This is a genomic window from Mycobacterium sp. 134, from assembly GCF_048282715.1.
In the GTDB taxonomy this organism is placed as follows: Bacteria; Actinomycetota; Actinomycetes; order Mycobacteriales; family Mycobacteriaceae; genus Mycobacterium; species Mycobacterium septicum.
Genome location: NZ_JBLVUN010000008.1, coordinates 3,048,345 through 3,060,730, shown reverse-complemented (window position 1 = coordinate 3,060,730; position 12,386 = coordinate 3,048,345). Strand labels below are relative to the sequence as shown.

The 12,386-nt window shown below is 68.1% G+C and carries 12 protein-coding genes; 3 read left to right on the top strand and 9 right to left on the bottom strand.

What is annotated here, in order from left to right; translation table 11 throughout:
• Nucleotide 1: 1 nt before the first annotated feature.
• The 6 genes from ACNQVK_RS19410 to ACNQVK_RS19385 form a co-directional block, all read right to left on the bottom strand.
• Entirely contained in the window at nucleotides 2-388 is a 387-nt protein-coding gene (locus ACNQVK_RS19410) for a cupredoxin domain-containing protein (RefSeq protein WP_418030795.1), read from the bottom strand.
• Nucleotides 389-485: 97 nt separating this feature from the next.
• Nucleotides 486-1,712, bottom strand: coding sequence for an acyl-CoA dehydrogenase family protein (locus ACNQVK_RS19405; RefSeq protein WP_418030794.1), 1,227 nt, complete (start codon nucleotides 1,710-1,712; stop codon nucleotides 486-488).
• On the bottom strand, nucleotides 1,709-3,052 hold the full coding sequence (locus ACNQVK_RS19400; protein WP_418030793.1) for a glutamine synthetase family protein: 1,344 nt from the start codon (nucleotides 3,050-3,052) through the stop codon (nucleotides 1,709-1,711). Before ACNQVK_RS19400 ends, ACNQVK_RS19405 begins: the two co-directional genes overlap by 4 nt.
• A complete protein-coding gene (locus ACNQVK_RS19395; RefSeq protein WP_418030792.1) occupies nucleotides 3,049-4,476 on the bottom strand; it encodes an APC family permease in 1,428 nt (475 codons plus the stop codon). Before ACNQVK_RS19395 ends, ACNQVK_RS19400 begins: the two co-directional genes overlap by 4 nt.
• 109 nt (nucleotides 4,477-4,585) lie before the next feature.
• Nucleotides 4,586-5,692 carry a glycosyltransferase gene (locus tag ACNQVK_RS19390; protein ID WP_418030791.1) on the bottom strand — a complete coding sequence of 369 codons (1,107 nt, stop codon included), beginning with the start codon at nucleotides 5,690-5,692 and terminating at the stop codon, nucleotides 4,586-4,588.
• An 87-nt stretch (nucleotides 5,693-5,779) separates the two neighbouring features.
• Nucleotides 5,780-6,694 carry a dienelactone hydrolase family protein gene (locus ACNQVK_RS19385; protein WP_418030790.1) on the bottom strand — a complete coding sequence of 305 codons (915 nt, stop codon included), beginning with the start codon at nucleotides 6,692-6,694 and terminating at the stop codon, nucleotides 5,780-5,782.
• 67 nt (nucleotides 6,695-6,761) lie between these two features.
• Between ACNQVK_RS19385 and ACNQVK_RS19380 the strand changes: the two genes are divergently transcribed.
• The 3 genes from ACNQVK_RS19380 to ACNQVK_RS19370 all read left to right on the top strand — a co-directional run bounded on the left by ACNQVK_RS19380 (nucleotide 6,762) and on the right by ACNQVK_RS19370 (nucleotide 10,027).
• Nucleotides 6,762-7,688 carry an SDR family oxidoreductase gene (locus ACNQVK_RS19380; protein ID WP_418030789.1) on the top strand — a complete coding sequence of 309 codons (927 nt, stop codon included), beginning with the start codon at nucleotides 6,762-6,764 and terminating at the stop codon, nucleotides 7,686-7,688.
• A gap of 100 nt (nucleotides 7,689-7,788) precedes the next feature.
• On the top strand, nucleotides 7,789-9,579 hold the full coding sequence (locus ACNQVK_RS19375; RefSeq protein WP_418030788.1) for an N-acyl-D-amino-acid deacylase family protein: 1,791 nt from the start codon (nucleotides 7,789-7,791) through the stop codon (nucleotides 9,577-9,579).
• A gap of 31 nt (nucleotides 9,580-9,610) precedes the next feature.
• Nucleotides 9,611-10,027, top strand: a complete 417-nt coding sequence (locus ACNQVK_RS19370; protein WP_418034221.1) for a nuclear transport factor 2 family protein — start codon at nucleotides 9,611-9,613, stop codon at nucleotides 10,025-10,027.
• Nucleotides 10,028-10,040: 13 nt separating this feature from the next.
• On the opposite strand, the gene ACNQVK_RS19365 is transcribed toward ACNQVK_RS19370, so the two are convergent.
• From ACNQVK_RS19365 to ACNQVK_RS19355, 3 genes are read right to left on the bottom strand one after another with little or no spacing between them, the layout of a single operon-like run.
• On the bottom strand, nucleotides 10,041-10,433 hold the full coding sequence (locus ACNQVK_RS19365) for a VOC family protein (RefSeq protein ID WP_418030787.1): 393 nt from the start codon (nucleotides 10,431-10,433) through the stop codon (nucleotides 10,041-10,043).
• 28 nt (nucleotides 10,434-10,461) lie between these two features.
• Nucleotides 10,462-11,841, bottom strand: a complete 1,380-nt coding sequence (locus ACNQVK_RS19360) for a glutamine synthetase (RefSeq protein ID WP_418030786.1) — start codon at nucleotides 11,839-11,841, stop codon at nucleotides 10,462-10,464.
• Nucleotides 11,842-11,870: 29 nt separating this feature from the next.
• Nucleotides 11,871-12,353 (bottom strand): carboxymuconolactone decarboxylase family protein, encoded by a 483-nt coding sequence (locus ACNQVK_RS19355; RefSeq protein WP_090433273.1) that lies wholly within the window; start codon nucleotides 12,351-12,353, stop codon nucleotides 11,871-11,873.
• Nucleotides 12,354-12,386 lie beyond the last annotated feature (33 nt).

Below are 12,386 nucleotides of genomic sequence, written 5' to 3'. Positions count from 1 at the left end.
TCTACCTGACCGTCAGCGTGCCCAGCATCGCCGGGTGATAGAGACAGTAGAAGGCGTACTCCCCCGCGTCCTGCGGAGCCGTCAGCGTCGCCCGCCCCTTGCCCTCGACGTGGACGTCGAACAGGCCCTTGGTCCGCGACGTCACCGAATGCTCGACCTCGTCGTTGTTGATGATCGTGATCTCGGTCCCCGGCGCGACGGGCCCGAGAGCGCTGAATCCCATGCCCTCGATCACGATGACGGGGCCCGTCGGGACCGACGTACCCGGGCTCGCGGTGACCGTCTCCGAATGCCGGTCGTGGCCGGCAGGCGAATTGGCTTGCCCGCACGCAACAGTCGTGCCGGCGAGCAAGACCACCGTCACGGCCAACACTGCAAGTCGAAACATCCGGACCCCCCTGAGATTCGTCCTGATTCAGGCAATTATCGGCCCCGTCAGGGCGCGATGTGCCCGAATCTGCCGATCCGGTGTATCGGGAGCAATCTCAGAAGTATCCGTTGGCCGGCGGCCAAACCCCGTTGACCGCGAAATTTCCTGCCGCATATGCCTTGTAGGCCAGCGGGTTATGGCTCGCCACCGTGCGGGCATTGCGCCAGTGCCGGTCCAGGTTGAGCGCCCGGGACGTGGCGGACGCGCCGCCGGTGTCGAACAACCGCTGGGCCGCCGAGAGCGTCAGCCGTTCGGCCACCAACTGCGCGCGGGCGACCGTGATCGCGGCCTCGGCCAGTGCCTGCCCGTCATGCTGGCGTCCACTGTCCACCACCGCGTCGATCGCCGCGGCCGCAGTGAGCACCAGCGCGCCCGCTGCCTCCGCGTCGGCCGCGATATCACCCACCGCCTGCAGGACGAACGGGTCGGTTGAGGCGCGGTCGGACAGGGAGTGCGCCGCGGGCCGGGCCTTGGTCCGCACATACCGCACGGCGTCGTCGAGGACGCCGTATGCGATGCCCGCGGCCACCGCGGCCAGGTACAGCTGCAGGAATGTGGTGCTGTGGCCCAGGTGATCCCCGTCGGACACCGTGGTGACCTCGTCAGGGTGCACCACCACGTCGGTGAACCGGGTACCGCCGCTGGCCGTCAGCCGTTGGCCGAACCCGTCCCAGTCGTCGAAGAGTTCGACCCCGGCGCGATCCGTCGGAACGATCGCCTGCAGGTCACGCCCTTCGGCATCCACCGCCGACACCGCGATGACGTCGGCGAACAACGATCCGGTCGAATAGAACTTGTAGCCGTTCAGACGAAGTACACCGTCCTCGTCCGCCAGCACCGTGGTGTCGGCACTCGACGGTGACCGGCCGGCCCCGTCGGTGATCGCGTTGCCGAACACCAGCCCGGCCTTGATCCGGGCGAACCAACGTAGGCGCTCATCCTCGGTGGCACGGTTGCTCAACAAGCGCTCGGCGTATCCGAAGTGAGCCCGCAGCGCCTGGGCGACATTGGAACTGGCGCGCGCGATCTCGATCACGGCGCCGGTCACGTCACGGACGCTGCCGCCGGGTCCGCCGTAGCGGGAGGGCACCCGCAATGCGAGCAGCCCGGCGGCCCGAAGGCGGTGCACCGCGTCGTACTGCAGCACCCGGTCCCGCTCGGCAGCCACATCACCGCGCCGAAGTTCGTCGACGATATCCGGAAGCCGGCCCAGCCGGTCGGCCACCGAACCGCCAAGCGGCTGTTCGTGTCTGGTCTCGCGTCCGTCCACTGTCGCGGTCATGAGGTGGCCAGATAACGTCGACGTTCCCAGTCGCTGACGTGGCGGGTGTATTCCAGCCATTCGCTGTGTGCGATCGCGGCGAAATCGTGCACGGAGTCGGGCCCCAGAATTTCGGTCACGGTGTCGTCCTGGGTGGCCAGGGCGATCGCCACGCCGAGAGACTCCGGCAGCGCCGTCCCCTTGGAATAGAGGTTGCCACCCTCGGCGACCGGTGGCGTGCGCTGGGCCCGGATGCCTGCGACCACGGCAGCCAGCGCCGAGGCCACCAACCAGTAAGGATTGGAATCCGAAGCACCACTGCGCAATTCGATGCGGGTGGCCGTGGGGTCGGCATCCACCAGGGATCGCACCGCCGCACTCCGGTTGTCCCGGCTCCAGGTCACTGTGGCCGGTGCGAACGAATCCGGCACGAACCGCCGGTACGCGTTGACCGAATGCGCGCCGAACAGGGTGATCGACGGCAGATGCTCGAGCAGCCCGGCGATCGACCACAGCGCCAGCTGATTCTCCTCGCCGCCCTGCGGCGCGAAGGCCGGGTCGCCGTCCCGCCACAGCGAGATGTGCAGGTGCGCCGAGCTTCCCGAGTGTTCGGTGAACGGTTTGGGCATGAAGCTGGCGATCTTGCCGTGTCTGCGGGCCACCTCTTTGGCCGCGTACTTGAGCCGGGCGGCATCGTCGGCGGCTTCCAGCGCGTCGGCGTAGATCAGGTTCGCCTCGACCTGTCCCGGGCCGTACTCGGTTTCGATCCCCTCCAGCCGGGTGAAGTCGGCAAGCGTCTGCTGCAGATCGGTGAGCAGCGGATCGAGGGCGTTCGCGTTCTCCAGTGAGTAGGCGTGGATGTCGGGCTGGAATGCCGACCCGTCCGGGTCGAGCAGATAGAACTCCAACTCGACGCCGACCTTGGCGGTGTAGCCGAGCTCGGCCAGCTGCGCGAGCACCCGCCGCAGTACCGCGCGGGGATCCAGCTGTGACGGGCTGCGGTCATGGGTGACGATGTCGGAGAGGACATGCCCGGTACCGCGGCGCCACGGCAGCGGCCGGAACGTCGACAGGTCCGGCACCGCGTGGACGTCCGGGTAGCCACCATTCCAATTGGTCAGCCGCAACCCGTCGATCACCGTGGCGTCGGTGTTCCACCCCAAAGATGCTTCGCAGAAGGCGAATCCGCTACCGCGGGCCCGGTCCAGGAAGCCCGCGGCCGGGATCCGCTTGCCCTGCGCGTGGCCGAGCGGATCACTCCAGCCGACCTCGACCTCGGTGATCGAGCCGTCCTGAATGCCGTGTACCGCATCGTCCTCGGCGGTCCGCGCCGCCACGCTCACCGCACCGTTGACCGTCATGAGGTGCTCCCGACCCGACGGCCCACGACCACACCGGCCGCGAAGGCGGCGACGAGCACACCGACGATCACCCAGGCCAGCACGCTGGAACCGCCGACCAGATCGTTGAGGTTGGTCAGGATCAGCACCAGCGCACCCAGCAGACCGGCCAGACCGAGCCCTGGGGCGATGCGCACCCGCCACAGTGAATGGCCGTGCCGGTCGCGAGCGAAGTAGACCAGGACCGCGACACTGGTGGCGATCATCAGGAGCACCACACCGACCGTCGTCGCCCCGGCGAACCAGGTGTAGAACTGGGCGGCCGGGTCCAGCCCGAACACCACCGCCAGCAGGACGCTGACCGCCACGACACCGGAGATCCACAGCGAGGCCTGATGCGGCGAGCCGTGCCGGTCGTGCGGTTGGCTCAGCCGCGCGGGGAGCACGTCGCGCTGAGAGAGCGCGAACACGTATCGCGACGCGACGTTGTGGAAGGCCAGGATGCAGGCGAACAGGCTGGTGAAGTACAGCACGGTGATGATGTCGGCGCCGGCCGCGCCGATGTAGCGGTGCGCGGTGTCGCCGAGGAAGGTGGAGCCCGAGTCGGTGGCGTGGGTGATGGCCTGCTCGTCGCCCCAACCCGAGATCAAGGCCCAGCTGGTGACCGCGTAGAACACCCCGATCAGGATCAGCGCCAGGTAGGTGGCCCGCGGAATCGTCCGCTCAGGAGTGCGGGCCTCGTCGCGGAAGATCGCGGTGGCCTCGAATCCGACGTAGCTGATGATCGCGAAGAGCAGACCGATGCCCAGTGACCCGGAGAAGATCGCACTCGGGTTGACGATGCCGGAGGACAATCCGTGGTCGCCGCCGTTGGCCACGATCACCAAATCGAGCACCAGCACGATCGCGATCTCGGCGGTGAGCAACACGCCCAGCACACGGCTGGACAGCTCGATGTTGCGGTAGCCAAGGTAGGTGGTGACGGCGAAGGCCACCGCGGCGAACACCCACCAGGGCAGAGCCGGCCCGCCGGCCAGTTCGACGACACTCGACCCGGCGGGGCCGAGCAGTCCGTACACGCCGGCCTCCAGCGCCACATAGCTCACCAGTGCCACGAAGGCGATACCGATGCCGGTGGGCAACCCGAGCGACTGACGCACATAGGAGAAGAAGGCGCCCGCCTCGTCGACATACGGGGTCATCGCGGTGAAGCCGACCGCGAACAGCAGCAGCACCACCGTGGACGCGATGAACGTGGCGGGGAATCCGGCGCCGTTGCCCGACGCGATACCCAACGGCACCACACCACCGATCACACCCAGTGGTGCGGCCGCAGCCACCACCATGAAGACGATCGAGGCCACCCCGAGGTTGCCGCGCAGCTGCCGGCCGGCCGGCGGCGGCTGGTAGCCCAACGATTCTGGGGCTGTGGTGGTTTCGGACATGCTCGACCGTCCTTCAGGCAGCGTGCGCGTAAATATGACCCGGGGAACATAGGGCCGGGGTGCACCGGCACACCAGGTCTGGCGTCATCGTGCGCAAAAGTCGGGTTGTCTACCGGGCTCCCAGGGCATGGAGCATTCCGGCTGCGGATCGCGGCCAGGTGAACTGCTCGGCACGCTGCCGGGCGCTGCTGCGGCGCAGCGGTTCGGGCCGGCCGATCACCGAGGTGACGGCTTGCGCGATGGCGTGCGCGTCGTTGTCGGCAGTCGCCCCGCTGTCGCAGGTCAGGATCTCGGCCAGCGCCGAGGTCCGCGACACGACCGCCGGGGTTCCGCAGGCCAGCGCTTCCAGGGCGGCCAGGCCGAAGGTCTCGTGCGGTCCCGGCGCCAGCGCCACATCGGCCGAGGCCAGGATGGTCGCCACGGTGTCCCGGCAGCCGATGTACCCGGTGAAAGCCACTGGCAGCCCGTTGGCCTGCCGTTCCAGCCGCGCCCGCAACGGCCCCTCCCCGACCACGACCAACCGCGCATCCACACCCGAATCACGCAGGGCGGCAACGGTATCGATACTGCGGTGGGCATGTTTCTCGACCGACAGCCTGCCGCAGTGCACCAGGAGGGTCTGTTGAGGCGCAGCCCATCGGCTGCGCATCTCGGCACACCGGCGCCGCGGGTGGAACTGCTCGAGGTCCACCCCGAGCGGCACGGTCGCGACGTTGTCGGCGCCGATCCGGTCGAATTCCTCACGCGCGAAGCCCGTGGTACACACCACGGCGTCGTAGTTGGCCGCGGTGCGCCGGTTGGCGAAGTCCGCGACCATGACCGCCGCCGACCGCGGCAGCACCTGTCCCACCAGCCGGTCCAGTCGTTCGTGGGAGATCATCACCGTGGCCACGCCGTGTTTACGGCCCCACGGGCCCAGCGACCTCAGGGTCAACCGGTCCGACACCTCGATGGCGTCGGGACCGAGCTGCTGCAGCAACGCCGTCACCGGACCGGGCAGCACCGCCCGGTAGCCGCCGGTGAACGGGATGAGCCTGGCAGGCAAGGAGATCCGCACGACGCCGCTGGCGAGGACATGGCGCTGCGGGTGCGGACCCGGGACGATGAGATACACCTCGTGGCCCACGGCGCAGTACTCTGCGCCCAGGCGGTCGACCGCGGTCCGGAGACCTCCCGATCGCGGGCCGTAGAAGTTGGCGACCTGGACAACCCGCATGTCATGATCAGAACCGGGCCGCGTGTGCGGTCAACAACGAGGCTGCAACCGCGACCTGAACAGCCGCTGAACAAGCCCGCGCGCAGGTCAGGAGAGATGCGTGGCGAACCAGCTCTGGATGCGGCGCCAGGCATCGGCCGCGGCCACCGGGTCGTAGCGATCGCCGGTGTCGTTGAAGAACGCATGGTTGGCATCGGGTTCGGTGATCAACTCGTGCACCATCCCGGCCTTCTCCAGCGCTGCGCGCACCACCGGTTCGGTTGCGTTGACCCGCTGGTCCAGGGCTCCGTAAAAGGCGAGCACCGCGACATCGCGCGAGCCGCCGAAATCCGGGTCATCGGGCGCCGGACCGTAGAACGGCACCGCGGCTGCCAGCGCGGGAGTACCCGCTGCCAGGAGTCGCCAGACCAGCCCACCGCCCATACAGAAACCGACCGCGGCGACCTTGCGCCCCGGAACGCGCCGTTGCACCTCCTCGATGCCGGATTGCAGATTGGCGATGAACTCCTGCGGTTCGATCTTGCTCAAGGCGGCGGTGGCGTTGGCCGGGTCGGCGAATGCGGCGGTGCCGCCCTGCGCCGAGAGCAGGTCGATGGCCAGAGCCGAATACCCGATGCCTGCGAACCGCCCGGCCACCGAACGGATGTGGTCGGTGAGCCCCTTGTTCTCGTGGATCACCAACACGGCCCCCTTGGGTTCCGGCGCGGCGGCCCAGGCGCCCTGCAACTCACCACCGGGACCCGCCCAACTGACCGGACCGGTGGGCACCGCGCCCTGTAGTCCCGGCGGCTGGGCCGGTGCCGGCGCGGTCCCGGGCGCCGCATTGGGTGTTGCGGTGGTGTCGGACTGCTTCGATTCCCCGCAGGCGGCGATCAGCGCGGTCGCCGCGGCGGCGCCGATTCCCAAGAGTCCCAGTCGACGCAGCGCCTCCCGGCGCGACAACAACCCGTCGAGGTGATCGGTCGCAATTTCCTCGGCGATGTAGCGCTGCAGTGGAGTCACCTCCGCCAGTATGCGCTGAAATCCCGAACCGCAGCTATAGAACTGCGCACGGCGGGATACTCATCGGATGGGCTGGACACCGGACCCGGAGGCGCTGCGGGGATACGTCGCGGTGGTTGCCGGTGCCACCCGCGGCGCGGGCCGGGGCATCGCCGCAGCGTTGGGCGAGGTCGGTGCGACCGTCGTGTGCACCGGGCGCAGCAGCCGATGCGGAAGTCGCGACTCCGACTACGACCGGCCCGAGACCATCGAGGAAACAGCCGAATTGGTCACGGAGCTGGGCGGTTCCGGCATCGCCGTACAGGTCGACCACCTCGACGTGACGCAGGTGCGCATGCTGGCTGGGCGGCTCAAGGCCGACTACGGACACATCGACATCCTGGTCAACGACATCTGGGGCGCCGAGGTCCTCAAGGGGCCGCCCGACACCTGGGGCCGGCCGATGTGGCAGCACGATCTCGACGACGGGTTGCGGATGCTCCGGCTGGGGCTCGACACCCACCTGATCACCTCGCACTGCATCCTGCCGCTGCTCGCCGACCGGCCCGGCGGGCTGCTGTTCGAGATCACCGATGGGACAACCGAATTCAATGCCGAGAACCCGCGACTGTCGGTGTTCTACGACCTGGTGAAGACCGCGGTGAACCGGCTGGCCTTCAGCCACGGGCACGAACTCGCCGCGTTCGGCGCCACCGCGGTCGCGGTCACCCCGGGCTGGTTGCGCTCGGAGATGATGCTCGACAACTACGGCGTCAGCGAGGCGAACTGGCGGTGCGCCCTCGACCTGGCCCGCACCGACGGCTACCCGGCCGCTCCGCCGGGTTTCGCCGAATCCGAGTCACCCAGGTTCGTCGGGCGCGGCGTCGCCGCGGTGGCCGCCGACCCGGACCGGGCCCGCTGGAACCAGCGGTCCGTCAGCTCGGCGGCTCTGGCCCGCCACTACGGGTTCAGCGACCTCGACGGGCGGGTCCCGGACGCGTGGGCCCCGCTATAACCCCAGGTGAACGGGCCCTCATCCCATTCAGTAGACATTTTTCCTAATCTGTTCACTGTTTTCATTGACACTGGCGTTACCGGCCCTGTTCTATGGCTGGGTGAGCTTCGACACAATCCTTCGCAACGGCCGGTGGTTCGACGGCACCGGCGCCCCATCAGCAGTCCGCAACATCGGAGTTCGCGACGGGCATGTGGTTGCCATCTCCCCAGAGCCTCTCGACGAGACCGACTGCCCGCAGGTCATCGACGCGACCGGCAAGTGGGTGCTGCCCGGAATGCTGGACATCCACACGCACTACGACGTCGAGGTGCTCAACGGCCCGTCGCTGTCGGAGTCGTTGCGCCACGGCGTCACCACAGCGATGCTCGGTTCCTGCTCGCTGTCGACCGTGCACGTCGGCGGGGTCGATGCCGGCGATCTGTTCGGCCGCGTCGAGGCGATCCCGCGGGATCAGGTCATCGCCGCGGTGGACGACAACAAGACCTGGACCGACTGCGACGGTTACGTGGCAGCGCTGGAGTCGCTGCCGTTGGGCCCCAACCTGGCCGCCTTCATCGGGCATTCCGACATGCGGACCGCGGTGATGGGACTCGACCGCGCCACCCGCAAGGACGAGCGGCCGACCGCCGCCGAGCAGGCCCGCATGGAGCAGATGCTCAAAGAGGCCCTGGACGCCGGCTTTGTCGGGATGTCGTCACAGCAGCTGCTTTTCGACAAGATCGACGGCGACACCTGCCGGTCCCGCACCCTGCCGTCGACCTATGCCAAACCGCGTGAGCTGCGCCGGCTCAAGTCGATGCTGCGCCGCGCCGGCCGGGTGTTGCAGTCCGGCCCCGACATCCAGAATCCGCTCAACCTGGCCTCACAGGTGGCCCAGTCCCTCGGACTGCTGCGCAACCCGCTGAAGACCAGTCTGCTGTCGGCCGCCGACATCAAGGCCAACCCGTACGCGATCTGGATGATGGGGCCGCTGGCCCGGTTGGCCAACGCGCTCGGCGGGAACTTCCGGTGGCAGCACCTGCCGGTGCCCTTCGAGGTGTACGCCGACGGCATCGACCTGGTGGTGTTCGAGGAGTTCGGCTCCGGCGCAGCAGCTCTGCACCTGCGCGACGAGGTCGAGCGCAATGAACTGCTGCGCGACGAGGAATACCGGCGCAAGTTCCGCAAGGACTACGACAACAAGTTCGGGGTGCGGGTGTGGCACCGGGACTTCTTCGATGCCGAAATCGTCGCCTGCCCTGATGAATCCGTGGTCGGCAAGTCGTTCGGCCAGGTCGGTCAGGAGCGGGGCGAGCTCCACCCCGTCGACACCTTCCTGGACCTGGTGCTCGAGCACGGCACCGCGCTCCGGTGGCGCACCACCATCTCCAACCACCGGCCCGAGGTGCTCAAGAAGCTGGCCCGCGATCCGGGTATCCAGCTCGGGTTCTCGGACGCCGGTGCCCACCTGCGGAACATGGCGTTCTACAACATGGGACTGCGGCTGCTGCGGCATGTCCGCGACGCCGAGCGGGCGGGCACGCCCTTCATGTCGATCGAGCAGGCCGTGCACCGGCTCACCGGTGAGCTCGCCGACTGGTACCGGATCGACGCCGGCCATCTTCGCATCGGAGATCGCGCCGACGTGGTGGTCATCGATCCGCGGTTCCTTGACGACTCCCTCGACGCCTACGCCGAGGAGACCGTCGACCACTACGGCGGGCTGTCCCGCATGGTGAACCGCAACGACGACACCGTCACGGCGGTGCTGGTCGGCGGGCGCACCGTGTTCGCCGACGGCGCGCTGACCGACCTGGTGGGACGCCGGCGCACCGGTCAGTTCCTGCGCGCCGCGCACCACACTCCCGCGCCGTCCGTCGAGAAAGGTGAATTGTCCAGTGTCCGTTGAAGACGCATCGATCGAAGAAACCGTCCACGGTATGTGGAAGGCACTGTCTGAACGCGACTGGGAGCTGCTGAAGACATATCTGTCGGACGACTGCATCTACCTGGACATGCCGGTGGGTCCGGTCGCAGCCGCCAAGGGACCCGAGGACATCGTCAAGCGCCTCAAGATCGGTCTCGCACCCCTGGCGTCGTATGAGAACTTCCCTGGACTGCTCGTGGAGAACGGCTGCGACGCCATGTACGAACATCACGAGGAATGGCATTGGGCCACCGGCGAATCCGCCGTGCTCAAGTTCGTCACCGTGCACCGGATCGAGAGCGGCAAGGTGACACTGTGGAAGGACTACTGGGATATGGGTGCCCTGGCCAACCACGCGCCGCCGGACTGGCTGGAGAACTTCGCGACCGCCGACATGTCGTGGGTGTTCGACGCCACCGGGCTGGTCTGAATCCGGGGATCCGTCAGTCGGTGCCCCACACGAGGCAGAACGGGTGGCCGGCCGGATCCCGGAACACCCGGAAGTTGTCCTCGCCGGCGGCGTCGGTGACCCGGGTGGCACCCAGCGTCAGCACCTGACGCTGGGCCACGTCCGGATCGTCGACCTCGATGTCCAGATGGAGCTGCTGAGACCCCCGCGGATCCGGGAAATCCGGCGGCTCGTGTTCCGGTGAGTACTGACACGCCAGCCGGCGGCCGGCCGGATCCGTCACCACCACCCAGGTGTCGTCCTGGGCGGCGATGTCTCCGCCCAGGAGCCCGGCATAGAACTCGGCCAGGGCCCGAGGATCCCGGCAGTCCAGCACGACGGAGCGAAGTCTTCCGATCATCGCGTCGGTATTGCCTTCGCGGGCCATGCCCAAACGCTCAGATGCGCACGCACACTCAAATACTCCAAGCCATCCGGAACCGCTCGGTGAGCTGCCCGGCGTCCAGATCGCCGAAGTTCTCCTGCTCGTAGTTGCGGACGGCGAGCACCGCGTCCACGGGCGGATCGCCGAGTATTCCCCGGATCAGTGCCGAGCGGTCCAGCGCGGCGAGGTTGTCGGCCTGGCGGTTGGACAGCAGCACGATGCCGTCCCCGGAGCGCTGGGCATCGCTCAGCGAGGCCGGGTCGACCCGCACTTCGGGCCCCAGCGTCAGCCCTTCGGCGATTCCGCGCTCGGCCAGACCGAGGATGGTCGCGGTGGCCAGATACGGGTTGGCCGACGGATCGACGACCTTCACCTCGACATTGGCTCCGTACGGATTGCTCGGACCGCCGATCAGAAACCGCACCGCGGCTTCGCGGTTCTCGGTGCCCCAGCAGTTGTAGGCCCCCGACCAATAGCCCGGCTGCATGCGCAGCCCCGACAACACCGATCCGCACAGGACACCCTGCGCGGCCGGCAGACCGGCGAGAAGGCCCGCGAGGGCAGCTTCGCCCTGAGCCGTCATCCCCCGAACTCCGCTTCCGCCCGAGAACACCGGTGCGTCACCCAGTCTCAACGAAAAGTGTTGGTGGGCACCCGTGCCGACCCCGGTGGCGAACGGCAACGGGGAGAGGCTCACCCGCAGGCCGTGCCGACGGGCCACCCGTGCGGCGATGATCCGCATGAGTACGAGCTGATCCGCGGCCGCCACCGGCGGCAACGGGGCCAGGGAAATCTCGAACTGATTGGACCCGTATTCGGGATGAAACTGCTCGATGGCCACCCCGGACCGGTTGGCTGCGTCGGTGACATCGCGTACGAATCCTTCGAACTCGAGCACCCCGGCCAACCCGTACTGCGCCCACAGCAGCGACGGCAACCGACTGCCGTCCGGCCCGACGAGTACGAATTCCACCTCGTGCCCGACCAGCGCGGTCAGATCGGCCGCCGCCAGGCGGTCCTCGACGCGCTGCAGCACCCCTCGGCTGCAGTACGGATCGGGTGAACCATCCTGGTTGTAGAAAGCGGCAGGCGCCCAAGCCAATCCGTCACCGAGGATGCGCAGCGCACCGAGATCGATCCGGATCCGCTGATCCCCCACCACCCCGATGGCCTCGCTCATCGCGATACCGGTCTGGTCGATGGTGAACGCGTGGAACACCGGGCTGGCCCCCAGACCGGGATCGGCGAAGATCCCCATCCGGCGCAGCGGAACGGTTTTCGCGTGCGTCAACCCGGCCGGGCTGACCACCGTGCCGATCAGCGTCGCGACGCCATCGGCTTCCAGCTGGGCGATGGCCGCCGCGGCCAGCGGTTGCGCCGGCCGGGACGGTCCAGCTGATCCAGCTGTCACAACCACATTGTGCGCCGGGTCGGCACGGCCTAAAGGGTGATCTTGCAGGTTTGCCCGATGTCGAGGGTCCGCAGCATCCGGCCCATTCCCAGCCACATCGCACACGACAGCGCCAGGTCGGTGAGCAGTTCGGCGTCGAACTGCTCAGCGGCGCGTTCCCAGAAGTCCTCGTCGTCACGCAGCCCGGTGTGATCACTGGCGAAGCGCTGGGCGAACTCGGCGGCGACCCGCTCCTGCGCGCTGTAGCCGGGCCAGGTCTGCCACTCGGCGGCGTGATCGTAGAGATCCTCGTCCACGCCCGCCGCGACCCCGTCGGAGTCACGGGTGTTCTGGCACACCACGCATTCGTTGTCGAGCGCGATCACCATGCGGGCCAGTTCCCGCACCCGCAGCGGCAGCCGCCCCTTGGTGTACACCGCATTGGTGTAGTTGGCCATGGCGGTGCCGATCTCTGGGGACCTGAGGATCCAGCCGGCCACGTCGTCGTCGGGAAATTCTCCGATACGGCTCATGGCCGAATCGTACGCGCGACTCGGCCATTCTGG